The organism is Streptomyces sp. NPDC001407 (genome assembly GCF_042895325.1).
Lineage (GTDB): Bacteria > Actinomycetota > Actinomycetes > Streptomycetales > Streptomycetaceae > Streptomyces.
Map to the genome: position 1 here is coordinate 1 of NZ_JBIAWF010000048.1, position 24355 is coordinate 24355.

At 72.3% G+C, this 24355-nt stretch carries 25 protein-coding genes; 13 read left to right on the forward strand and 12 right to left on the reverse strand.

The features are described from left to right. Positions 1-570: 570 nt before the first annotated feature. The 3 genes from ACFY1P_RS34640 to ACFY1P_RS34650 are packed head-to-tail and all read right to left on the reverse strand — an operon-like array spanning position 571 to position 3460. The gene (locus ACFY1P_RS34640; protein WP_390752940.1) at positions 571-1248 is read right to left on the reverse strand and encodes an HAD-IB family hydrolase; all 678 of its coding nucleotides are present in this window, start codon (positions 1246-1248) and stop codon (positions 571-573) included. Next, entirely contained in the window at positions 1245-2384 is a 1140-nt protein-coding gene (locus ACFY1P_RS34645) for an acyl-CoA dehydrogenase family protein (RefSeq protein ID WP_390752941.1), read from the reverse strand. Before ACFY1P_RS34645 ends, ACFY1P_RS34640 begins: the two co-directional genes overlap by 4 nt. Continuing rightward, entirely contained in the window at positions 2378-3460 is a 1083-nt protein-coding gene (locus tag ACFY1P_RS34650; protein WP_361535221.1) for a ScbA/BarX family gamma-butyrolactone biosynthesis protein, read from the reverse strand. Before ACFY1P_RS34650 ends, ACFY1P_RS34645 begins: the two co-directional genes overlap by 7 nt. Positions 3461-3655: 195 nt before the next feature. Between ACFY1P_RS34650 and ACFY1P_RS34655 the strand changes: the two genes are divergently transcribed. Beyond that, positions 3656-4282 carry a ScbR family autoregulator-binding transcription factor gene (locus ACFY1P_RS34655; protein ID WP_361535218.1) on the forward strand — a complete coding sequence of 209 codons (627 nt, stop codon included), beginning with the start codon at positions 3656-3658 and terminating at the stop codon, positions 4280-4282. A 646-nt stretch (positions 4283-4928) separates the two neighbouring features. Here the strand turns inward: ACFY1P_RS34655 and ACFY1P_RS34660 are convergent. After that, positions 4929-5648, reverse strand: coding sequence for an alpha/beta hydrolase (locus ACFY1P_RS34660; RefSeq protein ID WP_390752942.1), 720 nt, complete (start codon positions 5646-5648; stop codon positions 4929-4931). Positions 5649-5735: 87 nt separating this feature from the next. Here ACFY1P_RS34660 and ACFY1P_RS34665 point away from each other — a divergent pair, with 87 nt between their 5' ends. Next, entirely contained in the window at positions 5736-6359 is a 624-nt protein-coding gene (locus ACFY1P_RS34665) for a LysE family translocator (RefSeq protein WP_361533641.1), read from the forward strand. A 63-nt stretch (positions 6360-6422) separates the two neighbouring features. Here the strand turns inward: ACFY1P_RS34665 and ACFY1P_RS34670 are convergent, their stop codons facing one another. Continuing rightward, a complete protein-coding gene (locus ACFY1P_RS34670; protein ID WP_390752943.1) occupies positions 6423-7376 on the reverse strand; it encodes an aromatase/cyclase in 954 nt (317 codons plus the stop codon). A 270-nt stretch (positions 7377-7646) separates the two neighbouring features. Here ACFY1P_RS34670 and ACFY1P_RS34675 point away from each other — a divergent pair, with 270 nt between their 5' ends. Genes ACFY1P_RS34675 through ACFY1P_RS34685 form a run of 3 tightly spaced genes read left to right on the forward strand, consistent with a single transcriptional unit; the run spans position 7647 to position 10421 of the window. Then, on the forward strand, positions 7647-8912 hold the full coding sequence (locus ACFY1P_RS34675; protein WP_361533647.1) for a beta-ketoacyl-[acyl-carrier-protein] synthase family protein: 1266 nt from the start codon (positions 7647-7649) through the stop codon (positions 8910-8912). Then, positions 8909-10132: a ketosynthase chain-length factor gene (locus ACFY1P_RS34680; RefSeq protein ID WP_361533650.1), complete on the forward strand. Its 1224-nt coding sequence runs from the start codon at positions 8909-8911 to the stop codon at positions 10130-10132. The genes ACFY1P_RS34675 and ACFY1P_RS34680 overlap by 4 nt, the downstream gene beginning before the upstream one ends. A 34-nt stretch (positions 10133-10166) precedes the next feature. Continuing rightward, positions 10167-10421 carry an acyl carrier protein gene (locus ACFY1P_RS34685; protein WP_361533653.1) on the forward strand — a complete coding sequence of 85 codons (255 nt, stop codon included), beginning with the start codon at positions 10167-10169 and terminating at the stop codon, positions 10419-10421. Between the two features lie 71 nt (positions 10422-10492). Here the strand turns inward: ACFY1P_RS34685 and ACFY1P_RS34690 are convergent, their stop codons facing one another. Next, positions 10493-11524, reverse strand: a complete 1032-nt coding sequence (locus tag ACFY1P_RS34690) for an LLM class flavin-dependent oxidoreductase (RefSeq protein WP_390752944.1) — start codon at positions 11522-11524, stop codon at positions 10493-10495. Between the two features lie 202 nt (positions 11525-11726). On the opposite strand from ACFY1P_RS34690, the gene ACFY1P_RS34695 reads away from it, so the two are divergent. Next, complete coding sequence (locus ACFY1P_RS34695; RefSeq protein ID WP_361533659.1) at positions 11727-12461, forward strand: SDR family oxidoreductase; 735 nt, start codon at positions 11727-11729, stop codon at positions 12459-12461. Then, entirely contained in the window at positions 12458-13618 is a 1161-nt protein-coding gene (locus ACFY1P_RS34700; protein WP_361533662.1) for an acyltransferase, read from the forward strand. Before ACFY1P_RS34695 ends, ACFY1P_RS34700 begins: the two co-directional genes overlap by 4 nt. A 72-nt stretch (positions 13619-13690) precedes the next feature. Here the strand turns inward: ACFY1P_RS34700 and ACFY1P_RS34705 are convergent, their stop codons facing one another. Together ACFY1P_RS34705 and ACFY1P_RS34710 are read right to left on the reverse strand one after the other, a co-directional pair. Further along, positions 13691-14185 (reverse strand): cupin domain-containing protein, encoded by a 495-nt coding sequence (locus tag ACFY1P_RS34705; protein ID WP_361534360.1) that lies wholly within the window; start codon positions 14183-14185, stop codon positions 13691-13693. A gap of 74 nt (positions 14186-14259) precedes the next feature. After that, complete coding sequence (locus tag ACFY1P_RS34710; RefSeq protein ID WP_390752945.1) at positions 14260-15729, reverse strand: MFS transporter; 1470 nt, start codon at positions 15727-15729, stop codon at positions 14260-14262. A 97-nt stretch (positions 15730-15826) separates the two neighbouring features. Here ACFY1P_RS34710 and ACFY1P_RS34715 point away from each other — a divergent pair, with 97 nt between their 5' ends. Continuing rightward, a complete protein-coding gene (locus ACFY1P_RS34715) occupies positions 15827-16162 on the forward strand; it encodes a helix-turn-helix domain-containing protein (RefSeq protein WP_361534354.1) in 336 nt (111 codons plus the stop codon). 193 nt (positions 16163-16355) lie between these two features. On the opposite strand, the gene ACFY1P_RS34720 is transcribed toward ACFY1P_RS34715, so the two are convergent. From ACFY1P_RS34720 to fabG, 3 genes are all read right to left on the reverse strand, one after another. Beyond that, positions 16356-17483 carry an acyl-CoA dehydrogenase family protein gene (locus tag ACFY1P_RS34720; RefSeq protein ID WP_390752946.1) on the reverse strand — a complete coding sequence of 376 codons (1128 nt, stop codon included), beginning with the start codon at positions 17481-17483 and terminating at the stop codon, positions 16356-16358. 224 nt (positions 17484-17707) lie between these two features. Next, positions 17708-18649, reverse strand: a complete 942-nt coding sequence (locus tag ACFY1P_RS34725; protein ID WP_361534348.1) for a 3-hydroxyacyl-CoA dehydrogenase NAD-binding domain-containing protein — start codon at positions 18647-18649, stop codon at positions 17708-17710. A 34-nt stretch (positions 18650-18683) separates the two neighbouring features. Further along, positions 18684-19469, reverse strand: coding sequence for a 3-oxoacyl-ACP reductase FabG (gene fabG / locus ACFY1P_RS34730; protein WP_390752947.1), 786 nt, complete (start codon positions 19467-19469; stop codon positions 18684-18686). Positions 19470-19656: 187 nt separating this feature from the next. Between fabG and ACFY1P_RS34735 the strand changes: the two genes are divergently transcribed. Continuing rightward, a complete protein-coding gene (locus tag ACFY1P_RS34735) occupies positions 19657-20088 on the forward strand; it encodes a nuclear transport factor 2 family protein (RefSeq protein WP_390752948.1) in 432 nt (143 codons plus the stop codon). A gap of 9 nt (positions 20089-20097) precedes the next feature. Continuing rightward, complete coding sequence (locus ACFY1P_RS34740; RefSeq protein WP_390752949.1) at positions 20098-20892, forward strand: hypothetical protein; 795 nt, start codon at positions 20098-20100, stop codon at positions 20890-20892. An 813-nt stretch (positions 20893-21705) separates the two neighbouring features. Here ACFY1P_RS34740 and ACFY1P_RS34745 read toward each other — a convergent pair. Continuing rightward, the gene (locus tag ACFY1P_RS34745; protein WP_361527851.1) at positions 21706-22212 is read right to left on the reverse strand and encodes a flavin reductase family protein; all 507 of its coding nucleotides are present in this window, start codon (positions 22210-22212) and stop codon (positions 21706-21708) included. A gap of 191 nt (positions 22213-22403) precedes the next feature. Here ACFY1P_RS34745 and ACFY1P_RS34750 point away from each other — a divergent pair, with 191 nt between their 5' ends. From ACFY1P_RS34750 to ACFY1P_RS34760, 3 genes are all read left to right on the forward strand, one after another. After that, positions 22404-24011 (forward strand): acyl-CoA carboxylase subunit beta, encoded by a 1608-nt coding sequence (locus tag ACFY1P_RS34750; RefSeq protein ID WP_361527853.1) that lies wholly within the window; start codon positions 22404-22406, stop codon positions 24009-24011. Further along, positions 24008-24226 carry an acyl-CoA carboxylase epsilon subunit gene (locus ACFY1P_RS34755; protein WP_361527855.1) on the forward strand — a complete coding sequence of 73 codons (219 nt, stop codon included), beginning with the start codon at positions 24008-24010 and terminating at the stop codon, positions 24224-24226. Before ACFY1P_RS34750 ends, ACFY1P_RS34755 begins: the two co-directional genes overlap by 4 nt. A gap of 36 nt (positions 24227-24262) precedes the next feature. Further along, positions 24263-24355: biotin carboxylase N-terminal domain-containing protein (locus ACFY1P_RS34760; RefSeq protein WP_351219746.1), on the forward strand; the 93-nt coding region annotated here is incomplete at its 3' end.

The following is a 24355-nucleotide window of genomic DNA, read 5'->3' on the forward strand; positions in this document are numbered from 1 at the left end:
GCCTGCGGCGGGCGGCCTCAAACGCCGGCCGGGCTGGGTTGGTGGTGGGTGCGGGGGCGGCGCCTCCGGGCTGGGGACCTGGAACGCGGTGCGGGCACCCTTACGCGTATTGAGTGCCCTGAAGTCGCACCGCGTTCCAGAACCCCACCCTCCGGCCCCACCCCCTCCCACCGGAGGGCAACATCAGGCTTCGGGGTGCGAAATTCAGCCCGTCCGGCGATTGAGGACGCGCCCGAAGGGCGTTCCCGCCGCAGGCGGCAACGGGCGTGCAGGTTCGGGATCTGGGGCAGCGCCCCCACGCGGCGGAGCCGCACATCAGACCCAGCCGGGAAGGGGCGGGGTAGGGGAACAAGCCCGCCGCAGGCGCCAACCAGCCCGCAGCCGGGGGCCTGGGGCAGCGCCCCCACGCGGCGGAGCCGCACATCAGACGCAGCCGGGAAGGGGCGGGGCTGGGGCAAGCTCGCCCCAGGCGCCCACCCGCCCGCAGTCGGGGGCCTGGGGCGCGAGCCCCGGTTCGGGGAGGGGCGGGGTAGGGGAACAATCCCGCCGCAGGCCCCAACCGGCCGGGAGTTACAGAGGGCTCAGTGAATCCAGCGGCCCCGTCTCGCACGGAAGTCGCAACCAGCCCTCGCGCACAGCGCGTTCGGAAAGGACCGGGTCCGTGCCCACCACCGCCGCCGTGCCCACAGCGCGTAGCAGCGGGAGGTCACTGACGTGATCCCCGTAGGCGAAGCAATCCGCAGGGGACGCCGAGGCCGCAGCCATCAGTACCGCCGCCGCCTCCCCCTTCGCCTCGCCGATCATCGGGCGGACGATCTCGCCCGTGAGGACGCCGGATTCGTCGACGCGTTGTGACGCGCACAGGATGCGGTCCGCGCCGAGGTCGGCGGCGAGGGGGGCCAGGACGGGCCAGAGGGAGCCGGAGACGAGTACGACCATGTGGCCGAGGGCCCGGTGCCGGCGCAGGGCGGTGACGGCGGGGACGACGAAGGCGTGCGGGTCCGTGCGGAAGGCGGCGTACCACTCGCGGCCCGCCGTCTGGAGCTCGTGCGCCGGTACGCCCGCGAAGCGCCGGTAGTAGGCGCGGTTCAGCTCGCTCCGGTCCTTGCCCGTGAGGGCCATCGCCTCCAGGTCGCAGGTCTCGCCCGGCGGGTGGAGGGCGTCCCACCAGTCGCGGAAGAGCAGCATGCTCTTGCCGTTCAGCAGCGTCTCGTCGACGTCGAAAAAGGCCACCGGCCGTACGGTCATGACCCGTTGGCCTCCTTGTCGGTATCGGGGAAGGCCGCGTCGGCGTAGGCCGCCGCGGCCGTGTCGAAGTCCAGCGTCGCGTGCGCGGCCGCGGCGGTGGCGTCGCGCCATTTCTGTTGCAGGGGGTTGCCGGCGGCGAGCGCGCCCGCCCCGGCGGAGTGGAAGAGGCGGTCCACCGCCTCCGAGCACAGGACGGCGGCCATGGCTGTGTCGCGCCTGCACTCGGCCACCACCTCGGGCGTCACCGCGGCGCTGTCCGCCCGGTGGGCCACGTCGGTCAGGAGCAGCCGCGCCGCCTTGAGCTTCGCCGAGGACTCGGCGACCAGGTGCCGGGCCGCCGGGGTGAGGGCCGCGGCCCGCCCGTCGGCCCGCTTGCGGCCCGCCGTGGCGGCCGTCCACAGGGTGTGGGCGGACTCCGCCGCGCCCAGCAGCGGCGCGGCGAACTGGAGCGCCCCCACCATCGGGAACGGCACGGTGTGACACCGCGCCCCGCCCGGCCGGGGGATCAGCAACTCGCCCAGGGTGACGGTGCGGTGGGCCGGTACGGACAGCCCGTCCACCGTGACCGTGTTGCTCCCCGTGCCGCGCAGGCCGAGCGGCCGCCAGGTGTCGAGCACGGTCACCTCGGCCCGTGGCACGGCGAAGATCCGGTGTTTGCGCCCCGCCGGGCCCTCGGTCCAGCTGGCCAGCAGGACCCAGTCCGCGTGGTCGACGCCGCTGGCGTAGGCCCAGCGCCCGGTCAGCGACCAGCCGTCCGGGCCGGGCGTCGCCTCGCCCTGCGGCGGGATGATCGACGCGGCGATGCGTACGTCCGGGCCGGCGCCCCACACCTCCCGCTGCCCCTCTTCGGGGAGGTAGGAGGCGAGGCGGCCGTGGCCCGCGTACAGCGCGGCGCACCAGGCGGCGGAGGCGCAGGCCCCGGCGACCGAGGCGGTCGCCGTGAGGAACTCGCCGTACGTGCCCTCGTGGCCGCCCCAGCGGCGCGGTACGAAGTGCCGGGCGAACCCGGCGTCGCGCACGGCGTCCGCCGTCGCGGAAGTCAAGTGGCGTTGCTCTTCGGCGAGTTGCGCGTCACGGCTCGCGATCGACAGCACCGCCGCCGGGTCGAGGCCGGCGGGTGCGGTGGGCGTCAGCACGTGACGGCCTCCCAGTCCGCGAGGAGCGTCCAGGACGGCGCGGCGCCGATGAAGCGGGCGCTGGTCAGCGTCCGGTCGCCCTGCACCGCGCTGACCTCGAACCCGGCGCGCGAGGGGCCGGGCTCCGGCACCGGGCGGACAACGATGTCGATCGGGTGGTCGAGCTCGCCGAAGCAGCTGAACTGGGCCTCCAGCGATGACACCACCCACGGCGCCAGCCGGGACACCGCGCCGTACTCCCGTACGTACGAGGCGTGGGCCGCCTGGTTCAGCGCCTCCAGCAGCACCATGCCCGGGACGTGGTCGGAGTCGTGGTCGAAGTGGACCGGGTGGGTGCGGTCCATGCGCAGCCGCCAGGTGCCCTCCGGGGCGTCCGGCGCCTGGGCGAGCAGCACGTCCCGCGCCTGGCGGCGGCCGACGGCGCCGGGGCGCAGGAGGAAGGTGCCCGCCGCCGGGTCGTCCGTCGCGGAAGTCGCGTCGAGCGTGGGGCGGTTGCGGTGGCGCAGCGCCTCGTACGCCGCCTGGGGGAGTACGGCCCAGCGGAAGTCGGCCCGGCCGTACCAGCGCCCGTGGATGTAGAGGGAGACCGACAGCTGCATGCTGAAGCGGTTCGGCCGGGTGGACGTGCGTACGCAGGTGACGTCGAGCACTACCGGCAGGGGGGCGCTCTCGTCGAACGGCAGGCCCCGGGGGACGATGTCCGCGCTGAGGTGGCTGAGCACGAAGTGCTGGCCCTCGGTGGGGATTCCGTAGAAGGTGTGCGAGAGATAGATGGCGGACTGCCGCATCGATTCGATCAGCAGCGTCGGGTCGCCGGCCCCGGACGGGCCCGGCCGGTAGAGCAGGTGGTCGGGGGACCAGGAGGCCGCCACGAGGAAGTGGTCCTCGCCCACCTGCTCCGCGTCGGTGAGCAGTACCTGGCTGTCGGCGGCTTTGTGGACCAGACGGCGCTCGACGGTGGGAGCGAATCTGAGCCGACGGGTGCTGCCGAGAGCGTTGTTGACGATCTCCGTCGCGTCGGCGGCGGTGGTGGCCGGGCGCGGCGTGGCAGCGGGAACGGTGTGAACAGCCTGCACGATTGGACTCCCCCCCTGTGGAGCGCCGACGGGCTGTGCCTCGTCGGTGCGTGCTCCGGGTACGACACTCAGTGCTTGTGCTTGATGAGTCAGAAAATATACCTGCGGGAAGGTATATTGCAAGGGAGAGGTTCGGGAGTCGTCGACCGGTCCCCCGGCCGCCTCTCTCCGCCGCTCCGATCGACAGGAGAAGAAGTGACGACCAGGCAGCGCAAGACCCCCGTTCGTGCCTCTGCCGACCTCAAGCAGGACCGGGCCATCCGCACCCGGGCCCAGACCCTGCACGTGGCCGCCCAGCTCTTCGCCGAACAGGGTTTCCGGGCCACCTCGATGCAGCACGTCGCCGAGCGGCTCGGCATGACCAAGGGCGCCGTCTACTTCCACTTCCCGACGAAGGAGTCACTCGCGGTCGCCATCGTCGAGGAGCACTACGGGCGTTGGCCCATGGTGGTGAAGGAGGTGCAGGCGGAGGGCCTGAGCCCGATGCGGACCGCCGAGGAGATCCTCAACCGGGCTGCTGTCGCCTTCCGCGACGATCCCGTCATGCAGGCGGGCGCTCGGCTTCAGCTCGAACGCCCTCACATCGACGCCGAGTTGCCGACTCCCTATCTGGAATGGACCCAGCTCCTGACGTCCCTGCTGGTCACGGCCCGTTACAGCGGCGAACTGAGGCCGGGGATCGATCCTGAGGCGGGGGCTCGTGCGTTGGTGTCGGCGTTCTTCGGGATGCAGCACATTTCTGACGTGCTTGCGCATCGGGCGGACATTGTGGAGCGGTGGAATGAGGTCAGGGATCTGACGTTTTACGCGTTGCGGGCGTAGGGGGTTGGCCGTTGTCGGGTGCGCTTTCCGCTGGGTGCGGGGGCGGTTTTTGGGTGCGGGTGCGTTGCCGCCTGCGGCGGGTGGCCTCAAGTGCCGGCCGGGCTGGGTTGGTGGTGGGTGCCGGGGGTGGGGCCTCCGGGCTGGGGACCTGGAACGCGGTGCGGGCGCCGTGAGTCGTATTGAGTGCCGTGAAGTCGCACCGCGTTCCAGAACCCCACCCTCCGACCCCACCCCCTCCCACCGGAGAGCAAGTGCGGGTTGCGGGGTGAGCCTTTCTTTTCGCCCGTCCGGGGCGCTCAGTGCAGCCCGGGCGCGCCACCTTTTCTTTCAGCCCGTTGGGGGCACCTCTGGGGGCACCCCCGGACGGAGTCTGGGGGAGGTAGCTGGGGGAGTTTGAGGACGCGGCCGCAGGCCGCCCCCGCCGCTGGGGGCACCTCCCAGCGGTAGCTGGGGGAGGCAACGGGCCCGCAGTTCGGGGTCTGGGGCAGCGGCCCCCCCACGCGGCGGAGCCGCACATCAGATGCAGCCGGGAAGGGGCGGGGTAGGGGAAGAAAGCGCCGCAGGCGCCCACCGGCCCGCGGTCTCCCACGCTGCGGAGTCCCGCCCGACGCGCAGTCGGGGGCTGGGGCGCGTGCCCCAGTGCGGGTCAGGTCAGGGGCGGAGCCCCCTGAGCCGGCTCCCCCACCGCCGCCATCAAGATCGCCTCGGTCGTCGCCTCGCCTCCCCGTCGTGCCGGTTCCGTCGTGCTCGGGACTATGCGGCCCAACCCCTCGTCGTACGCGCCGAAGAGCACGCCCGCGTGGTCCGACGGTGGTTCGGAGAGGCGGACCGGCCAGCCGTGTGTGGTCAGGGTGGCGGCGAGGGCGCGGGAGTGGGCGGCGTCCACCGCTGTGTCGTTCGTGCCGTGGACCAGGTGGACGGGGACGGGGGTGGAGGCCGGCAGGGCGGTCAAGGGGGGTGCGCCCGTCGTGCGGGCGGGCAGGTCGTAGCGGCCCGCTATGCCGATCACGGCCTTGAGGCGCAGGTCAGGGCGTGTCGCGAGGGCCACCGCCGCGCCTGCTCCCGCGGACCAGCCGGCGACCACGAGGCGGTCGGGGTCCGCGCCGTGCCGGGGCGCTTCGCGGCGTACGAAGTCCAGGGAGTCCAGCAGGTGTTCGGGGGCGCTCCAGTCGGGGGTGAAGACCACGGTGCCGCCCGCCGCGGCCGCCTTCGCGACGGGACGCAGGATCTCCCGCTCGTCCGCGCCGATGCCGTGCCAGAACAGCACCGCGGGGAGCGGTGCCCGGCCGCTCCGTGCGGGGCGGTGCACGTCGACGGCCTTGCCGAGTGCGGTGCGGGTGGTGGTGCGGGTCACTTCGGTTTCCACGGTCACGGACTCCTTTTCGCGTGCGCCTCTTCGTAATCTTCTCGTGCACGCGCCCCCGGTCCGCAGGGGCCACGGGGAGGGAGTTCCATGGTCAGCCTTCACGCGTTTCTCGGCATCGCCGCCGTCGAGCTGGGGATGGTGCTCACGCCCGGGCCGAACATGATGTATCTCGTCTCCCGGTCGGTGACCCAGGGGCGCCGGGCGGGGCTGGTCTCGCTGCTCGGGGTGGCGGTCGGGTTCCTCGTCTATCTGCTGGCCGCGGTCGCCGGGATCGCGACGCTCTTCACGCTCGTGCCCGCCGTCTACACCGCCGTCAAGCTCGCCGGTGCCGCCTATCTCGCCTATCTCGCGTGGAAGGCGCTGAAGCCCGGCGGCATCTCGGCGTTCGACCCGCAGCCGCTGCCGCCGGACAGGCCGCGGAAGCTCTTCACGATGGGCCTGGTCACCAACCTGCTGAACCCCAAGATCGCGATTCTCTTCATCTCGGTGCTGCCGCAGTTCGTCGAGCCCGGTCATGGTTCCGTCGCCCTGCAGAGCCTGCTCCTGGGGCTGACCCTGATCACCATCGCGATCACCGTCAACGGGCTCATCGCGATGTCCGCGGGGTCCATCGCCGGGTTCCTCAAGCGGCGCCCCCGCTGGCTGCGCACGCAGCGCTACTTCATGGGCACTATGCTCGCCGGCATCTCGGTGCGCGTCGCCACCACCTGAGGCGCGTATGTGGACAGAGCCGCCTCCCTTCTCCAGGGAGGCGGCTCTGTCGTCTGTGGGGGGTCAGTGCGCCGCGCGGCGCGCCTCCGTGTGGGCGGCGGCGTGGGCGAGCGTGGCGCGGCTGTTCGCGCCCAGGGCCTGGGTGATGTACGCGCGGGCGTCCGCCAGCGTGCTGTCCGGGCCCAACGCCTCCTTCAGCGCCGCCGGGTTGAGGACGACCGTGTGCCGGGCGGTGACGTGCGCGCCGAGCTCGTCCTCGCTGAACGTCCAGCTGCCGCTGTGGCCGAAGAGCAGTGCCGGGGCGGCCGTCTGCTTGTAGACGATCTGCTCGCCGGGGAAGCACAGGCGGATCGACTCGGTGGTGTGCGCGGAACCGTCCTTCGTCACGGTCTCCATGCGCAGCCGCTGCACGCCCGGCGCCTGCTCGGTGAGGTCGACCTTGCCGACGTGCGGCAGGATCTCGGGCCAGAGGTCGGCGCGGTCGATGAAGTCGTACGCGTCCGCGGCCGCGCCCGGCATGTCGATGACGTCCTCGAAGGCGAAGACGATGTCCTCGACGGGATGGCCGAGTTCGGCGATGCGCGCCAGGGCGGCGAGCTCCTTGGGGCTGTTGCGGTCCAGGCCCGCGTTGATCCACCCGATGTTCTCCGGGGTGTCGCCCGCGGCCTGGAACTCGTGGACGAGGACGACCTCCGTACGCCCGTCGGGCAGCTCGCGGAAGAGCCATTCGCCGCCCATGGACGCGACCGGCGGGCGGCTGTGGTCCTGGGCGAAGGTGACGCGCAGGGCGTCGGGGTCGAGCGTGCGGCGGGAGGTCCAGTCGCGCACCTCGTCGCCCACGACGGCCCACAGGCGGAAGCGCTCGGCCCGGTCGCCCTTCTCGATGTGCCGTACGTGGACGCTCGGCCCGAAGACCGCCGGCCAGCGGGTGACGTCGGCGACCAGGTCGTACAGGACCCGGGCCGGTGCGGCTACGACGGCGGTGTGCTCGGTGCGGTGAACGCGCAGGCCCGGCATGCGGCGCCCCTTCCCCAGAGTGGAATCCAGAGCGGAATCCAGATCGGAATCCAGAGTGGAACCAGATGGAATCGACTGACGCCGCCGACTATGCGGACCCGTGCTGGAGCGCGCCTGGAGAACCGCTACCGCGGGGCGGGCCCCGGTGGCGAAGTCCCTTATCCCGCGTCCAGGTTCTCTCCAGGTGGCCGCCGCAGCCTGATCAGGCCGAGCACGCGGAAGACGGGGAAAGGACCGAACCACAATGTTCTGCACATACGGAGGCCGGGGATGACCCGGCGCGTAGTGATCACCGGTATCGGTGTGCGCGCTCCCGGGGGGAACGGCACGGAGGCGTTCTGGGACCTGCTGTCGGCGGGGCGCACCGCGACCCGCGACATCTCCTTCTTCGACGCCTCGCCGTTCCGCTCCCGCATCGCCGGCGAGGTGGACTTCGACGCGGTGGCCGAGGGGTTCAGCCCGCGGGAGATCCGCCGGATGGACCGCGCGACCCAGTTCGCCGTCGCCTGCGCCCGGGAGGCCCTGCTCGACAGCGGCCTGGAGACCGGCGGGCTCGACCCGCACCGCATGGGCGTCACCCTGGGCAGCGCGGTCGCCTCGGCGACCAGCCTGGAGAACGAGTATCTGGTGATGTCGGACGCGGGCAAGGAGTGGCTGGTCGACCCCGGCCACCTCTCCCCGCACATGTTCGACTACCACAGCCCCGGCATCATGCCGGCCGAGGTCGCCTGGGCGATGGGCGCCGAGGGCCCGGTGACGATGGTGTCCGACGGCTGCACCTCCGGCCTGGACTCCGTCGGTTACGCGGCCCGCCTGATCCGCGAGGGCTCCGTCGACACGGTCGTCGCGGGCGCCGCGGACACCCCGATCTCGCCGATCGTCGTGGCCTGCTTCGACGCGATCAAGGCGACGACCTCGCGCAACGACGACCCCGCGCACGCTTCCCGGCCCTTCGACGGCAGCCGCAACGGCTTCGTGCTCGCCGAGGGCGCGGCGATGTTCGTCCTGGAGGAGTACGAGGCGGCCAAGGCCCGCGGTGCCCACATCTACGCGGAGATCGGCGGCTACGCGACGCGCTGCAACGCGTACCACATGACCGGTCTGAAGAAGGACGGCCGTGAGATGGCCGAGGCCATCCGGGTCGCGCTCGACGAGGCCCGGCTGGACCGTACGGCGATCGACTACGTCAACGCGCACGGTTCCGGCACCAAGCAGAACGACCGGCACGAGACGGCCGCGTTCAAGCGCAGCCTCGGGCAGCACGCCTACGACGTGCCGGTCAGCTCGATCAAGTCCATGGTGGGCCACTCGCTCGGTGCCATCGGCTCCGTCGAGATCGCGGCGTCGCTGCTGGCCATCGAGCACGGCGTGATCCCGCCCACCGCGAACCTGCACACCCCTGACCCCGAATGCGACCTGGACTACGTGCCGTTGACCGCGCGCGAGCAGCGCGTGGACACCGTGCTGACGGTGGGCAGCGGCTTCGGCGGATTCCAGAGCGCGATGGTCCTGCACCGCCCGGAGGTAGCGGCATGAGCCAGGCGACGGTCATCACCGGAATCGCGGTCGTGGCACCCAACGGACTGGGTGCCGAGCCCTACTGGAAGGCGCTGCTCGCGGGCGAGAATGGCATCGCCGAGCTGTCCCGCTTCGACGCCTCCCGCTACGCCTCGAAGCTCGCCGGAGAGGTCCGCGGCTTCGACGCCAAGGAGCACCTGCCCGGCCGGCTGCTGCCGCAGACCGACGTCTCCACCCGCTACGGGCTGGTGGCGGCGGACTGGGCGCTCGCCGACGCGGGCGTGGACGCGGAGACGCTGACCGACTATGACAAGGGCGTCGTCACCTCCAACTCCCAGGGCGGTTTCGAGTTCACCCACCGCGAGTTCCAGAAGCTGTGGAGCCAGGGGCCGGAGTTCGTCAGCGTCTACGAGTCGTTCGCCTGGTTCTACGCGGTGAACACGGGCCAGATCTCCATCCGCAACACCATGCGCGGCCCCGGTGCCGCGCTCGTCGGCGAGCAGGCCGGCGGGCTGGACGCGCTGGGCCACGCGCGCCGCACCGTCCGCTCCGGCACCAAGCTGGTGCTGTCCGGCGGCATCGACTCGGCCTTCGACCCGTGGGGCTGGACCGCGCAGCTGTCGAGCGGGCGGGTGAGCACGGTGGCCGACCCGCGCCGCGCCTTCCTGCCCTTCGACGCCGACGCCAGCGGCTATGTGCCGGGCGAGGGCGGCGCGATGCTCGTCCTGGAGGACGCCGCCTCCGCCCGTGAGCGCGGTGCCGGGCACGTCTACGGCGAGCTCGCCGGCTACGCCTCGACGTTCGACCCGAAGCCCGGCTCCGGCCGGCCGTCGGGCCTGCGCCGGGCGGCCGAACTCGCCCTGTCCGACGCGGGCCTCGCGCCCGGCGACATCGACGTCGTCTTCGCCGACGCCTCCGGCGTCCCGGAGCTCGACCGCGACGAGGCCGACGCGATCCGCGGGATCTTCGGCGCGGGCGGCGTGCCCGTCACCGCCCCGAAGTCGCTGACAGGACGCATGTACGCGGGTGGCGGCCCGGCGGACGTGGTCGCGGCCCTGCTGGCGTTCCGCGACCAGGTGATCCCGCACACCGCGCACGTCACCCGGGTGCCCGAGGAGTACGGCCTCGACATCGTGCGGGACGCGCCCCGCGACGTCCCGGTCAAGGCGGCCCTGGTGCTCGCCCGCGGCCGCTGGGGCTTCAACTCCGCGGTCGTCGTGACCCGCCCCTCCTCCTGATCATCCGGCTCCCCAGACAAGGAAGTTGACCACCATGGCATCGCTGACCTTCTCCGACCTTTTCCGCATCCTCACCGAGTGCGCCGGGGCCGACGACACCACCGCCGTGTCCGAGGACAGCCTGGACGCCACCTTCGAGGACCTGGGCTACGACTCCCTCGCCCTGATGGAGAGCGCCGCCCGGATCAAGCAGGAGTACGGCGTCGACCTCTCCGACGACGCGCTCTACGAGATCGAGACGCCGCGCGCGCTCCTCGACCTGATCAACGCGACGCCCGTGGCCGCCTGACGGCTGCGAGCGGCAACGCGGGAGCGCCCCGCCCGGAACCGGGCGGGGCGCTCTTGCGCGTGGTGGAGGCCTCAGCCGACGCCGGAGACCTCCAGGGCCTCCGCCGCCAGGCGCAGGATGCGCAGCCTGCCGTCGTGGTCCGTGCGCGCCGGGGACAGCATGATGCCCAGCGTCGTCACCCCGGCCCCGGCGAACTCCCGCATCCGCTCGGCGACCCGGGCCACCGGGCCCACCATGGCCGTGCGGTCGACGAAGCCCAGCGGGACCGCCCGCGCGGCCCCGGCCCGGTCGCCCGCCGCCAGCCGCTCCGCGAAGTGCTCGATCTCGGCCTCGTATCCCATGCGGCGTGCCAGTGAGCAGTAGAAGTTGGTCGCCGGGTCGCCGATGCCGAGCATGTAGACGTAGTGGTCGCGGAGCTGGTCCACGGCCGTCTCCACGTCGTCCGCGAAGGCCGTCGGCAGGCTGGGCAGCACGTCGAAGCCCGCCATGTCCCGGCCAGCGCGCTCCCGGCCCGCCCGGATGCCGGCGACCGCCTCCGCGACGGCCTCCGGGGAGGTGAACACCCCGATCCAGCCGTCGGCGATCTCACCCGCCAGCTTCAGGGAGCCCGCGCCCACCGCCGCGAGGTAGACCGGGATGTGCGGGCGCGGGAGTTCCGTGGTGATGTGCAGCGGGGCACCGGTGCGGCCCGATGCGGGCAGCCGGAAGTGTTCGCCTTCGTAGCGCAGGGGTTCGCCGCGCAGCGCCTTGCGCACGACGTCCACGTATTCGCGGGTGCGCCCCAGCGGCTTGTCGAACGGGACGCCGTACCAGCCGTCCGAGACATCGGGGTTGGACACCCCGAGGCCGAGCCGGAACCGGCCGCCGCTGAGCGCGTCGAGCGTGGCCGCGGTCAGGGCGGCCAGGCCCGGCGGGCGGGCGGGGATCTGCATGATCCCCGAGGCGAGGCCGATGCGGCTGGTGCGGCCGGCGGCCAGCCCCAGCACGCTCACGGCGTCGTTGCGGTAGCCCTCTCCGGACAACACCACGCTGTAGTCGAGCGCTTCGGCGGCTTGCGCCAGCTCGCCCGCCCCTTGATAGACCAGATTCGCCGCGAGTCGCACCGAGAACAGCCTCCGTAGCTTTCCGTGAGCTCTCCGTGAGCAGAGTGCTGTGAGCCTCCGGCACCCGGCTGTATCCCCGATGGACATTTCCTGGAGCGGCGGGGCGCGGCCGCCGTGGGCGTCTGGAGGGAATCTCCAGATGGGCTGAACACAGTGAGGGCGATCGTCACCCAAGGATCAGCCCAAGGAGAGGAACGTCGGTATGGCCGACTTGTCGGGAAAGAGAGCTCTGGTCACCGCGGCGTCGCGGGGCATCGGCCGGGGCATCGCGCTGCGGCTGGCCGCGTCCGGTGCCCGGGTCGCCGTGAACTACAGGGAGAACGCCGAGGCCGCCCAGGAGGTGGTCGACGCGATCGTGCGCGGCGGGGGCGACGCCTTCGCGGTCCGCGCGGAGATCGGCGGCCGGGCGGCGGCCGAGGGGCTCTTCGCGCGCGTGCTGGAGGAGTTCGGCGGCCTGGACATCCTGGTCAACAACGCCGGTGTGCAGGGCATGGGCCCGGTCGCCGAGGTGACCGAGGAATTCCTCGACCGTGCGGTCGACGTCAACGTCAAGGGGACGTTCTACGCGTTCCAGCAGGCGGCGCTGCACCTCGCCGACGGCGGCCGGATCATCAGCGTCTCCACCGCCTTCACCCGCTCCATGGCACCGGGCGCCGGTGTCTACGCGGCGACCAAGGGCGCGGTCGAGCAGCTCACCAGGACCCTCTCCCAGGAGCTGGCCGGGCGGCGGATCACCGTCAACGCGGTGCTGCCGGGGATCGTCGAGACCGACGCCACGGCCCCGCTGCGCGAGCGCTTCGCGGCCATCGCCGAGGCCACCCCGCTGGGCCGGATCGGCCGGCCGGAGGACATCGCCGGGATCGTCGCCTTCCTCGCCGGCGAGGAAGGCGCCTGGATCACCGGCCAGAGCATCGCGGCGGCGGGGGGCCGGGTGTGAGCGCCGACTCCCGTCACCGCGCCGGTGTGCCGGACGGCGGCTCACGGCTGCCCTCGCTCACCGGGCTGCGCTTCGTCGCCGCCGTCCTCGTCTTCTGCTACCACCTCTCGCGCGAGGCTCCGTTCGCGTCGCCGGGCGCGGACAAGTGGCTGACGGACGTCTTCGGCAAGGCCGGTTCCATCGGCGTCAGCTTCTTCTTCATCCTCAGCGGGTTCATCCTGACGTGGACCGCGAAGCCGGGTGAGCCGCTGCGGCGGTTCTGGACCCGCCGGATCGCCAAGATCTACCCCAACCACGTGGCGACCTGGGTGCTCGCGCTCGTCCTGATCCTGTGGGCCGGGCGGCCCCTGCACGCGGGCACCGCCGTGGCGAACCTCTTCCTGGTGCACTCCTGGGTGCCGCGGATGGACGTCGCCTGGAGCATGAACGACGTCAGCTGGACGCTCGCCTGCGAGCTGCTGTTCTACCTCTGCTTCCCGCTCCTGCACCGCTGGGTGGGGCGGATCCGCGAGAACCTGCTGTGGGTCGCGGCGGCCGTCGTGGTCGCGGTCGCCTTCTGCGTCCCCGCGATCGCCGGAACGCTGCCCTCCACACCGGACTTCGGCGGCATCTCCGCCTGGCAGGTCTGGTTCGCCTACATGCTCCCGCCCGTACGCGCCCTGGACTTCGTCCTCGGCATCGTGATGGCGCGCATCGTGCTCTCGGGCAGGTGGATCCGGCTGCCGGTCGTGCCCGCGGCCCTGCTGGTGATCGCCGGCTGGTACGTCGCCACGGAGCTGCCCCGCGCGTACGGCTTCGCGGCCGCCACCCTCGTGCCGCTGGCCCTGCTGATCCCCGCCGTCGCCACGTCGGATTTGGACGGCACCCCGTCCCCGCTGCGCGGCCGGGCCGCGATGTGGCTGGGCGAGATCTCGTTCGCCTTCTATCTGATCCACCGCCTGGTGCTGGTCTACGGGCACCAGGCGTTCGGCGCGCGGCACACCTGGCCGATGGCGCAGGCCCTCGGTCTGGTGGCGGTCGCGCTCGTCCTGTCGGTGCTGCTCGCCTGGGCGCTGCACCAGGCCGTGGAACAGCCGGTGATGCGCCTGGTGCGCGACCGGGAGCGGGCCCGCGCGGAGCGTAAGCGCCCGGTCGAGGCCGCCGTGCCCGCCGGGTGAGACACCCTTCGACACTCACGCCGAGGGGCGGCCGCGTCCAAGGACGCGGCCGCCCCTCGGCGGTCGTACGGTTCAGCGCAGCCGGGTGACGCTCGGCTTCGTCCGGACCGGCCGGATCTTCGGATAGCTGATGTGGTGCCGGGCCGCGAGCGCGACGACGTCCTCCCAGGCGGGCTTGACGTCCCCGCCCTGGAGCTCGGCCAGCTCCTCGAACATCGTCTCCGCGCCGCCGGGGGTGACGTAGCAGAGCATCGTGCCGGGCTCGTCGCTGATGTTGCGGAAGCCGTGGCCGGTGCCCCGGGGCCCGTACAGCACGGTGCCGGGGCCGGCCGTGTGGACGGTGTCGCCGAGCTGGAACTCGTAGAGCCCGCTGGTGACGTAGAACGTCTCGTCCTCGTTGTCGTGCAGGTGCAGCGGCGGGCCGCCGCCCGGGGGAGTGGTGAACTCCATGAGGGAGAACAGGCCCCCGGTGTCGGTGCCGCGGAGCAGGAACCTGCCCTGTTCCACGGCCCAGCGGACGGGCTCGACCTCGTCCCGGACGACGATCTTCCCTGGGGTGACGGTCACGGCGTATCCCTAAATCTGATGATGGGTCAGGTGTGCTGCCGCGGGACCGGGACGAGGACGCTTTCTTGCGTCCGTCAGCCGGCCGCGGTCTTCGCCGCCGGCCGGTCCGCGGCCTGTCCCGCGCCCTGCGCCGCACCGCGGTCCGCGGTCAGCCGCGGCAGCAGGGCGAAGAGGGCGACGAGGACGGCGCAGAGGCCGAAGGTGATCCACAGGACGCTGCGCGAGGCGTGCGCGTAGTCGGTCAGGCCGTGGCCCGAGCCGAGCGTCGTGAAATAGACGGCGCCGAGGGCGGCGATGCCGGTGGCGCCGGAGAACTGCTGGGTGGTGGTGAGCACGCCGGAGGCGATGCCCATCTGGTGCGGGCGCACCCCGGCCAGGACGGTGCCGATCAGCGACGGCAGGACGAAGCCGAAGCCGAGGCCGACCAGGCACAGCGGGCCCATGACGTAGCCGATGGAGAGGTCGTCGCCGAGCGACTGCGTCTCCAGGGCCAGCACCAGCATGCCCAGTCCGACGATGCCGCTGCCGAAGGCCAGCGCCTTGTTCTTGTACTTGGCGATGAACGGCCGTCCGTAGATGGACGACAGCATCGACAGCACGGCGAACGGCCCGAAGGCGAGGCCCGCTTCGCGCGCGCTCAGCCCGAGGCCGGACTGGAGCAGCAGGGTGGTGGAGAACATGAAGCTGCTGAACGTGGCCATGAAGGCGACGTTGATGATCAGGCCGACGCTGAACGTACGGTTGCGGAACAGGCTCAGGTCGAGCAGCGGCTGGCCGCCCGCGCGGCCGATCCGGCCCTCGTACATCAGCGTGAGGACCATGGCGGGCACCGAGGCCACCAGCGAGATCCAGGCCCAGAGCGGCCAGCCCTCCGTACGGCCGATGATCAGCGGGGCGAGCGCGAGGCCGAGGGCGAGGGAGATGCCCGCGACGCCGACCGGGTCGAGCTTCGGCCGCTTCTCGGCGCGGGTGCGGGGGAGCAGGCGGGCCGCGAAGACGAGGGCGACGATGCCGACCGGGACGTTGACGAGGAAGATCGGCCGCCAGGCCCAGCCGAAGAGGTTCCCGGCGATCAGCAGGCCGCCGAGCACCTGGCCCGCGACGCCGCCGAGCCCGTACATCACGCCGAGCCAGGACAGTGCCTTGGGCCTCTCCGACTGGTCGAAGACGGCCTGGATCAGGGAGATGCCCTGCGGGGCCATGGCGGCGGCGGTGATGCCCTGGAGCAGGCGGGCGATCACGAGCTGGGAGGGCGTCTGGGCGATGCCGCACAGCAGCGAGGCGAGGGTGAAGGTGCCCATGCCGAACAGGAACATGGTGCGGTAGCCGAAGATGTCCCCGAGCCGGCCGCCGGTGACCAGACCCGCGGCGTAGGCGAAGGCGTAGCCACCGATCACCAGCTCCAGCGCGGCCTGCCCGGCGTGGAGGTCTTCCTGGAGCGAGGGCGCGGCGACGTTGACGACGTTGAAGTCGAACGACGCCATGAAGGTCGCCGAGAGGATGACCGGCAGGATCAGCCACCGGCGTGGGTCAGGGGTGGTCACAGCTTCTCCATGGGTTCGATAAACTTCGAAGTGTTCGGCATGGATCATATGGTTCGATGGATAGCGAACTCAAGGTGTCCGGAACTAGGATCGAGGCATGAGCGACATGGCATTCCATCCGAAAGCCGCCGATACGACCCTGCTCCGGGTCCTTCAGGCCCTGGCCGATCCGGTGCGCCTGACGACCGTGCGCTCGCTCGGGCTGAAGGACGGGGTCTCCTGCTCCGTGGTGCAGGCCGAGGCGGGGCTGACGATCGGCAAGTCGACCATGTCGCACCACCTGAAGATCCTTCGCGAGGCCGGGGTCATCTCGATCAGCCTGGAGGGGTCCCGCCGACTGCTGCACCTGCGGCGGGCGGACCTCGACGGGCGCTTCCCCGGCCTCCTCGACGCGGTGCTGGCCCCCCAGGAGGAGGCGGTCGGCGCCGCGTGACCGGGGTTCCCCCCGGACCTCGGTCACGCGACCACCGGACGGACTCGGCTCACCCCCGACGAGTGCCGTTCGGTGGTCGCGGATTGTTGTGGCGGAGGCTTGTGGTTCGGTGCGGGCCGTCTGTTTCCGCACCACCGCTGCGCGGTGGTGTCCTCAAACGCCGGACGGGCTGGATGTGGCCGATGCGGATGTTTTACGCCTCCAACGCCAGCCCCGCGAACGCGCGTGCCGCGGGCTCGAATTGGAGGACCGTGTGGCCCGCCGCCGTGTTCACGTCGCGCCAGAAGCGCTGGAACGGCGCGCTGTCCGACTGTGAACGCGTGCCCGCGAGCGGGGTGAGGCGGTTGACCGCACCGGCCAGCATGTCCACCGCCAGCGCGTGGTCCAGCGAGGTACGGGCGAGCGCGCGGTCGTCGATCGCTCCGGCGTCCGCGACCGCCGCCGCCCGGCGCAGCAGGAGTTCCGCCGCGTCGATCTCGCCCGCCGTTCTGGCCAGGGCCAGTTCGGCCGCCGCCTCGCTCGTACCGGAGACGCGGTGCCCCGGCGCGCCCGCCGCGCGCCGCCCCGCGAGCGCCGTGGAGAACTCCCGCAGCGCTCCCTTGGCCGCGCCCAGCACCGGACCCGCGAAGGACAGCGCGCTCACCGCCTTCAGCGGCACGGCGGAGGCCGCGGGCAGCGGAGCGCCGGAGCGCCCCGCCAGCAGGTCGGCCCGCGCGAAGGAGTACGCGTACGGGACGAACACGTCCGCGAGGCGCAGGCTGTCGCTGCCGGTGGCCCGCATCCCGACCGGGAACCACGTGTCCACGATCTCGTAGGCGGAGCGCGGCACCAGCAGGAAGCGCACCTCCCGCTCACCGCCCGGCATCGGCACCGGGCAGCAGACGAGGGCCCACTCGGAGAAGTGCACCCCGCTGAGGTACGGCCACAGGCCGCTGACCCGCCAGCCGCCGTCCACCTCGCGCGCCTCGCCGCCCGGGACGAGCGCGCAGGCGATGAACGTGTCGGGGCCCGTACCCCAGACGGCGCGCTGCCCCTCCTCCGGCAGGAACGTGGCCATCCGGCCCAGCGAGGCGGCGATGGACGCCACCCACGCGGCGGAGGCGTCCCCCTCGGCCACGGCGGCGGTCGCCAGCAGGGAATCGGTGACGTTCCCCTCCGTACCGCCCCAGCGGGCGGGCACGAAGTGCCGGGCGAAGCCCGCCCCGACGATCGCCCGCGCCACCTCCGGCACGAGCCGGCGCCCGGCCTCCGAGGCGGCGGCGTGGACGGCGGCGACGTCCGCCACCTCCCGGGCGGCCTTCACCAATGCGCTCCCGGTCATGGGGGAACCTCCATCTGTGGATATGTGAACTGATCTGGGGGGTAAACCCGTTGTGGCCGTGGGGCAGTGCCCCAAGGGCTGAGTGGGTTCGACGAAGTCCGGTGCGGTTCCGAAGCGCCCCAAAGGGGCGCGGGGCTGTTCCGATATGCGGCTCCGCCGCGTGGGCGCGACCAGCCACGGCCCCACCCGCAGACGACGCACCGGCCGACAACGGGCCGCCCCCGCTACCGAGAAAAGCGCGCCAGCGCAGAAAGCACCGCGTTCTGCTTCGCGTCGCGGTCGGCCGCCAGCTGCTCGTAGGAGCGGGAGCCGAAGTCCTCCTCGGCGGCCGAGCTCAGGGCGTCGATCGTCGCGTCGTCCATGCGCGGTCGCCCCAGCTCCCGCCAGCTCTGCTCCAGGCCGCCGCCGCGCCGCGTCAGCCACTGGCGCAGGCCGCCCTCCCCGCCGCCCAGGTGGAACGCTTGGAACGGGCCGATCACCGACCAGCGCAGCCCGACCGACTGCGTGACGATCTCGTCCAGTTCGGAGACGGTGACCACGCCCTCGCGGACCAGGTGGATGCTCTCCTGGAGCAGCGCGGACTGGAGCCGGTTGGCGACGAAGCGGGTGATCGGCTTGCGCAGGACCACGGGCGTCTTGCCCACGGACCGGAAGAACTCCACGGCCTCGGCCACGGCCTCCGGCGTCGTGGCCTCGCCGCCCACGATCTCCACCAGGGGCACCAGGTGCGGCGGGTTGAGCGGGTGCCCGACGACCAGCCGGCCGCGGTCGGGCATCAGGGCGCCCATCTCGTCGGCCAGCAGCGTGGACGACGAGGACAGGAACAGGGTGTCCGCGGGAGCGGCCGCGCCGACCCGCGCGAACAGCTCCTGCTTGAGCGCGAGGTCCTCCGGGGCGTTCTCCACCACCACGGCGGCGTCCCGTACGGCACGCTCCATGTCGGGCTCGAACTCCAGGAGTTCCATGAGCTCGGCGGGGTCGGCCCCGCCGTGCGGGAGCGTGGGCGCGAAGAGCTCGACGCCCCTGGCCACCACCTCCGCCGCGTCGGGCCGACGGCTGTTGACCCGCACCCGCCTGCCGTGCGCCAGGAACAGGGTGATCCAGCTCAGGCCGATGGTCCCGGCCCCGATGACGGTCACCGGCCTCTGCCGTGTCGCCTCCGGCATGCTTTTACCGCCTCTCCCGCGACCGCGCGCGGATTTAGTAGTTGCCGAGCCCGCCGCAGACGTTGAGCGCCTGCGCGGTGACCGCGGCGGCGTCGTCGCTCACGAGGTACTCCACCATCGCCGCGACCTCGCGCGGTTCGACGTAACGGCCCAGCGGCACCCGGGTGGTGATCCGGCCGTGCGTCTCCTCCTCGCTCACGCCCCAGATGGACGCGTAGTGCTCGCGCACCCGCTCGGCCATCGGCGTCTCCACGAAGCCGGGGCAGACGGCGTTGACCGTGATGCCCGTACGGGCCAGCTCCAGGCCGAGGGCTTTGGTGAAGCCGACGACGCCGTGCTTGGAGGCGGAGTACGGGGCGGCGTGCACCACGCCCTGCTTGCCGCCGGTGGAGGCGATGCTGATGATCCGGCCGCGGTCCTTCTCCAGCATGCCGCCCGTGGTGAGGACCTCCTTGGTCATCAGGAAGACGCTGTTGAGGTTGGTGTTGATGACGTCGAGCCACAGCTCGTCGGGGATCTCCGCGGTGGCGCCGCCGCCGCTGCGGCCGGCGTTGTTGACCAGGATGTCCACCGTGCCGAAGCGCTCCACGGCCGCAGCGACGAAGCCGCGGATCTCCTCGGGGCGGCTGACGTCGCAGGTCACGCCGTCGACCTCGAAGCCCTTGCCCCGCAGCTCCTCGACGGTCACCTTGAGGCGGTCGTCCTGGCGGGCGCAGAGGAACACGCGCGCGCCGAGGCCGGCCAGCCGCTCGGCGATCTCCAAACCGATCCCGCTCGTGGCACCGGTGACCAACGCGACGGGGCCCGCAGCCTGGCTCATATGTCTTCCCTTGCTCGTGCCGTGAAGTGACTGAAGTGACGCGTCGATCCTCGGCAGGCCATCTCCACGAGGTATGGAGATTTCCTGGAGAGCGGGCTTCTGGAGACCGGCTCCAGACGGCCTCCAGAGGCGCGGGAAAACGTGGCCGTGGACCACCCGAACGTCACCGCAGCGCCAGAGGAGAGTCATGGCCGGGCAGACCGTCACCGCGGAGCTCTACGCCGAGGTACAGCATTTCTACGCACGCCAGATGCAGGCGCTCGACAACCGCGTGTTCAAGGTCTACGCGGACTCGTTCACCGAGGACGGCACCTTCCAGCACACCCCCGGCACCGAGCCCGCCCGCACCCGGGCGGGCATCAAGGCCGAGCTGGAGCGCTTCCACGAGCAGTACCGGAACGACCCGGTGCAGAAGCGGCACTACTTCAACCAGATCGTGCTGGACGCGAACCCCGACGGCACGTGGACGTCCACCGTCTACGCGCTGGTCCTGCGCACCCGGCCCGGCGCCGACCGGCCGGAGGTCTGGCCGAGCTGCGTCGTGCACGACGTGCTCGTCCGCGACGCGGACAGCTTCCTGATCAAGTCCCGCCACATCGACTACGACCAGCAGATCTGACGTAGCGTCATGTCGCTGGAGCGCGGGCCCGTGGACGGGCCGTCCGACTACGCCGGGGCGGCCCTCCGCGCCGTGCTGCGCGCCACCCGCGAGGGCGACGGGGCCCTGCCGCCGGACTCCCCGGTCACCCGGGACGCCGTCTGCGGCGCCGTCGCCGACGCCTGGACCGCGGGCCGCCTCCTCGCCGCGCGCGGCCCGGACTCGGCGCCCGCGCGCCACCTGCTCCCGAGGCTGCTGCTGGAAGGCACGCAGGGCCTGGCCGTCGTCCTCGGCACACGGCTGCACGGGCCGGACGCGCCGGCCCTCCGGTACGGGGAGTGCGTGCGGGCGCTCTCCCGGGCGGCGAGGCGGACGGACCCCCGCCTCGCCGCCCGCCTGGCCTCGGCACTACCGGGCGTCACCGACGGCAGCGACCGCCTCGCCCGCCCCCTCACCGGCGTCCGCCCGTCGGCCCTCCCGGCGGTCCTGGCACCGTTGGTGTCCGTGCTCGAGGAGGAGCGGCTGACTCTGATCACCCTCGCCGGCGCGCCTGCCGGAGTCCTTGTCGAGCGCTACGTGCTTCTGTCCGCTGCGGCGGCTTGCCTGGACCGGTGGCGCCAGGGGGGCCGGGCGGGGGCGGGCACGCTCACGGGGGACCGGGCTCGGTTGGTGGGGGCGCTGTCGCGGATCGCCGCGCGGTTGGGTCTGCCTGTCGGTGGGCCGGAGCGGGGGGATTGGCGCGGGGTGGTGTTCGGGGAGGTGGCGGGGCCGGTGCGGTCGCCTGCGGCGGGCTTTTCCCCAGCCTCGCGCCGTCCCGCGCCCTAGCTCCCTGGCTGCGGGTGGGTGGGCGCCTGCGGCACTTTGTTCCCCTACCCCGCCCCTTCCCGGCTGGGTCTGATGTGCGGCTCCGCGTGGGGGGCTCCGCCCTGGCCCCCTGACTGCGGGTGGGTGGGCGCGTGCGGCGGGCTTGTTCCCCTACCCCGCCCCTTCCCGCCTGCGTCTGATGTGCGGCTCCGCCGCGTGGGGGGGCACTACCCCAGCCCCCTCGGCTGCGGGTCGGTTGGCGCCTGCGGCGCTTTGTTCCCCTACCCCGCCCCTTCCCGGCTGAGTCTGATGTGCGGCTCCGCCGCGTGGAGGGCTCCGCCCCAGACCCCGAGCTGCGGGCCTGTTGCCGCCTGCGGCTTGCGGCCGCGTCCTCAAACTCCCCCAGCTACCTCCCCCAGACTCCGTCCGGGGGTGCCCCCAGAGGTGCCCCCAACGGGCTGAAAAAGAAAAGAATGGCGCACCGCACAACCCGCACTTGCCCACCGGTGGGAGGGGGTGGGGTCGGAGGGTGGGGTTCTGGAACGCGGTGCGACTTCAGGGCACTCAATACGCGTAAGGGTTCCCGCACCGCGTTCCAGGTCCCCAGCCCGGAGGCGCCGCCCCCGCACCCACCACCAACCCAGCCCGGCCGGCGTTTGAGGCCGCCCGCCGCAGGCGCAACGGACCCGCGCCCAAAAACCGCCCCCGCACCCAGCGGAAAGCGCACCCACCACCAACCCAGCCCGGCCGGCGTTTGAGGCCACCCGCCGCAGGCGCAACGGACCCGCACCCAAAAACCGCCCCCGCACCCAGCGGAAAGCGCACTCAAACCCCTCAGCCCAACGCCCCCACCACCGCCCCCTCCCACGGAGTGAACGCCCCCCGGTGGTAGAGAACAGCCCGCCGCCCCCACACCCGAGCCTCCTCCACCCGCCCGAGCACGATCCAGTGGTCGCCGGCCTCGATCACCTCGGTCACCACGCAGGCCGCGTGGGCGAGCGCCACGTCCTCCAGTACCGGTGCCCCCTGAGCGGCCACCGACGGAGTCCACCGCACGGAGTCGAACTTCCGCTCCGCGCGCGTGGCGAAGGTCTTCGCGACCTCCTGGCCGCCGTCGGCCAGCACGTTGACCACGAAGCCCCCGCCCACCACCAAGAACGGCAGGGTCTGCGACTTCTTGTCCACGCACACCAGGAGCAGCGGCGGGGTCACCGACACCGAGCAGACGGTGTTGCAGGTGAAGCCGCGCGGCTCGCCGTCGGTGTCCCGTACGGTGACGACCGACACGGCGGCGGGACTGGAACCAAAGAAGTCCCGGAAGGTGTCCGGACCCACTGGCATTCGGTGCCTCCACGATCCCGACCGGGCGCTTCCCGGCGTCTGGAAGCGAGCCTTTCCCTCTCGTCTGGACCCTTCCTGGAACACCGCTGGAGCCACGGGCCGCACGGTTCCAGCCGTGTTCCAGAGCGGCTGTAGGCGGCGGACCCAAGCTCAACTCGTATCGCCCCGCGCACCGTTGAGGAAAGGCAGACATGAGCGCCGTCGAGCAGCAGACGATCTCACCGCCTCCCGCAACTGCGGCGGCCGCGCCGCAGTTGCGGGAGCGGGCCGCGGAGCTGGCCGGACTGCGGGACGCGGTCCTGGCAGGACCCGGCACGCGGGCCACCGAGGCCCAGCACGCCAAGGGCAAGCTGACCGCCCGCGAGCGCATCGAGCTGCTCTTCGACGAGGGCACGTTCACCGAGGTCGAGCCCTTCCGGCGGCACCGCGCCACGGGCTTCGGGCTGGAGGACAAGCGGCCGCACACCGACGGTGTGGTGACCGGCTGGGGCAAGGTCCACGACCGTACGGTCTTCGTCTACGCCCATGACTTCCGGATCTTCGGCGGCGCCCTGGGCGAGGCCCACGCCCAGAAGATCCACAAGCTGATGGACCTCGCCGAGGCGGCCGGCGCGCCGATCGTCGGGCTGTGCGACGGCGCCGGGGCCCGTATCCAGGAGGGCGTCACGGCGCTCGCGGGCTACGGCGGGATCTTCCAGCGCAACGTCCGCAATTCCGGGGTGATCCCGCAGATCAGCGTGATCCTCGGGCCCTGCGCGGGCGGCGCGGCCTATTCGCCCGCGCTCACCGACTTCGTCTTCATGGTGCGCGGCACCTCGCAGATGTTCATCACCGGCCCGGACGTGGTCCAGGCCGTCACCGGCGAGGTGATCACCCAGGACGAGCTGGGCGGCGCCGACGCCCACGCGACGCTGTCGGGCGTCTCCGGCTTCGCGTACGACGACGAGGAGAGCTGCCTCGCGGACGTGCGGTTCCTGCTCTCCCTGCTGCCGCAGAACAACCGCGAGCAGCCGCCGTCCCAGCCCACCGAGGACACCCCCGACCGGCGCACGGAGGCGCTGCTCGACCTGGTGCCCGCGGACCCCAACCGCTCCTACGACATGCGCAAGGTGATCGAGGAGGTCGTCGACGACGGCGAGTTCTTCGAGGTCCACGAGCGCTGGGCGGCCAATGTGGTGTGCGCGCTGGCGCGGCTGGACGGCCACGTCGTCGGCATCGTCGCCAACCAGCCCGCCTCGCTGGCCGGCGTGCTCGACATCCATGCCTCGGAGAAGGCCGCGCGCTTCGTCCAGACCTGCGACGCCTTCAACATCCCGCTGGTGACGCTGGTGGACGTGCCGGGCTTCTTGCCCGGGGTCGACCAGGAGCACGGCGGCATCATCCGGCACGGCGCGAAGCTGCTCTACGCGTACTGCAACGCCACCGTCCCGCGCATCCAGCTGATCATGCGCAAGGCGTACGGCGGCGCGTACATCGTGATGGACTCGCGCTCCATCGGCACGGACATCTCGCTGGCCTGGCCCTCGAACGAGATCGCCGTGATGGGCGCCGAGGGCGCGGCCAATGTCATCTTCCGCCGGGAGATCGCGGCCGCCGAGGACCCGGACGCGCGCCGCGCGCAGCTGGTCAAGGAGTACAAGTCCGAGCTGATGCACCCCTATTACGCGGCGGAGCGCGGGCTGGTCGACGACGTCATCGACCCGGCCGAGACGCGGATCCGGCTGATCGGGGCGCTGGAGATGCTGCGCGCGAAGTCCGCGCCGCTGCCCAGCCGCAAGCACGGGAACCAGCCGCAGTGAGCGGCGGCGAGGGCGTCATCCGCGTGGTGCGGGGCAACCCGGACGCGGCGGAGCTGGCGGCCGTGCTGGCCGTGCTGCTGGCCGCCGGTACGGGCCGGGGCGCCGCACCGGCGGCCGCGGACCCGTCGCGGCGGGTCACGCCGTGGGCCCGGCCCGCGGGTGCGGCCGTGGGCTGGTCCGCGCGGCCGGCTCCGGCCTGGCGTCCGGCTCTGTGAATCCTGCCTCTGTCGTCTGAAAGGTCGAAACAGCTCGTGCGCAAGGTGCTCATCGCCAACCGTGGCGAAATCGCTGTCCGCGTCGCTCGTGCATGCCGGGACGCCGGGATCGGAAGTGTGGCGGTCTAC

Bases quoted from the DNA above. Each gene is read 5' to 3' on its own strand.
- fabG (WP_390752947.1), bottom strand. From the start codon at position 19,469: ATGAGCCAGGCTGCGGGCCCCGTCGCGTTGGTCACCGGTGCCACGAGC.
- ACFY1P_RS34665 (WP_361533641.1), top strand. From the start codon at position 5,736: ATGGTCAGCCTTCACGCGTTTCTCGGCATCGCCGCCGTCGAGCTGGGG.
- ACFY1P_RS34745 (WP_361527851.1), bottom strand. From the start codon at position 22,212: ATGCCAGTGGGTCCGGACACCTTCCGGGACTTCTTTGGTTCCAGTCCC.
- ACFY1P_RS34720 (WP_390752946.1), bottom strand. From the start codon at position 17,483: ATGACCGGGAGCGCATTGGTGAAGGCCGCCCGGGAGGTGGCGGACGTC.
- ACFY1P_RS34725 (WP_361534348.1), bottom strand. From the start codon at position 18,649: ATGCCGGAGGCGACACGGCAGAGGCCGGTGACCGTCATCGGGGCCGGG.
- ACFY1P_RS34685 (WP_361533653.1), top strand. From the start codon at position 10,167: ATGGCATCGCTGACCTTCTCCGACCTTTTCCGCATCCTCACCGAGTGC.
- ACFY1P_RS34670 (WP_390752943.1), bottom strand. From the start codon at position 7,376: ATGCCGGGCCTGCGCGTTCACCGCACCGAGCACACCGCCGTCGTAGCC.
- ACFY1P_RS34695 (WP_361533659.1), top strand. From the start codon at position 11,727: ATGGCCGACTTGTCGGGAAAGAGAGCTCTGGTCACCGCGGCGTCGCGG.
- ACFY1P_RS34750 (WP_361527853.1), top strand. From the start codon at position 22,404: ATGAGCGCCGTCGAGCAGCAGACGATCTCACCGCCTCCCGCAACTGCG.
- ACFY1P_RS34640 (WP_390752940.1), bottom strand. From the start codon at position 1,248: ATGACCGTACGGCCGGTGGCCTTTTTCGACGTCGACGAGACGCTGCTG.
- ACFY1P_RS34675 (WP_361533647.1), top strand. From the start codon at position 7,647: ATGACCCGGCGCGTAGTGATCACCGGTATCGGTGTGCGCGCTCCCGGG.
- ACFY1P_RS34735 (WP_390752948.1), top strand. From the start codon at position 19,657: ATGGCCGGGCAGACCGTCACCGCGGAGCTCTACGCCGAGGTACAGCAT.
- ACFY1P_RS34715 (WP_361534354.1), top strand. From the start codon at position 15,827: ATGAGCGACATGGCATTCCATCCGAAAGCCGCCGATACGACCCTGCTC.
- ACFY1P_RS34680 (WP_361533650.1), top strand. From the start codon at position 8,909: ATGAGCCAGGCGACGGTCATCACCGGAATCGCGGTCGTGGCACCCAAC.
- ACFY1P_RS34740 (WP_390752949.1), top strand. From the start codon at position 20,098: ATGTCGCTGGAGCGCGGGCCCGTGGACGGGCCGTCCGACTACGCCGGG.